The organism is Micromonospora aridisoli, assembly GCF_056150025.1.
Genome location: NZ_JAXCFK010000037.1, coordinates 1 through 1,024, shown reverse-complemented (window position 1 = coordinate 1,024; position 1,024 = coordinate 1). Strand labels below are relative to the sequence as shown.

Annotated in this window: 1 protein-coding gene; it reads right to left on the bottom strand. The window is 69.1% G+C overall.

Going from position 1 to position 1,024, the window contains the following annotated elements; all coding sequences use genetic code 11:
- Nucleotides 1-12 precede the first annotated feature (12 nt).
- Nucleotides 13-918, bottom strand: coding sequence for an IS5 family transposase (locus tag SM447_RS29195; protein WP_474576090.1), 906 nt, complete (start codon nt 916-918; stop codon nt 13-15).
- Nucleotides 919-1,024: the final 106 nt, after the last annotated feature.

Genomic DNA, 1,024 nt, shown 5'->3' with positions numbered 1-1,024 from the left:
TTAGGGCGTGTTTCATAAGTGGGTGCGGAGCCAGCTGTTGATGGCGGCGATGGTGATGGTGGCTTCGTAGCGGACGGCGAGTTTGTCGTAGCGGGTGGCCAGGGCGCGGTGTTGTTTGAGCTGGTTGATGCCGCACTCGACCGCGTGGCGTTGTTTGTAGATCTCGGGGTGGAAAGCGGGGGGTCGGCCTCCGCGTGAGCCTCGGGCGGCGCGGTTGCGGGCCTGGTCGGCCTTGATCGGGATGGTCGCCTTGATCCCGCGGGCGCGCAGCCAGGCGCGGGTTGCCGCACTGCTGTAGGCCTTGTCGCCCAGGACCCGATCCGGTCGGGTCCTGGGCCGGCCACCGCGCATCCGGGGGACCCGGATGCGCTCCAGCACCGCCGTGAACCCGCGGTTGTCACCGCGTTGGCCCACCGTCAACAGCATGGCCAACGGCCGACTGCCCTGTTCACAGGCCAGGTGCAGCTTGGTGCTCAGCCCGCCGTGCGACCGGCCGATCGCGTGGTCGCCCGGCTCGACCTGCACACCACCGGGCGGCTCGGCCTGGGTATGACCGTCACGGCGGGCTCCCGAAGCGTGCTGGTGCGCCCGCGTCACTGTGGTGTCCACCGACACGTCCCACCCGATCCGCCCGGCCGCATCCTCCCGTGCCAACACGGCGCTGAAGACGGCCTGCCACACCCCGGCCCGCTGCCACCGGCGGAACAACCCATACACCGTCTGCCACGGCCCATACGCTGCCGGAACGTCACGCCACGGCGAACCGACCCGCATCCGCCACCGGATCCCATCGATCAGCTGCCGTCTACTCCACCGCGGCGGGCGCCCACGCCTTGCCACCGCCGGCAGCAGCGGCTCCAACACCCGCCACTGCGCGTCGGTCAAGTCGGCCCGCCTCGTCACCGCTAAGGTGGCCACGAGGTCTCCGGTATCAGGTTCTTCTTCGTCGATGAACCATCTACCGGAGACCTCGCCACATCCCGGGCACCAACACACCCCACCCGGATTTCAAAACACGCCCTAA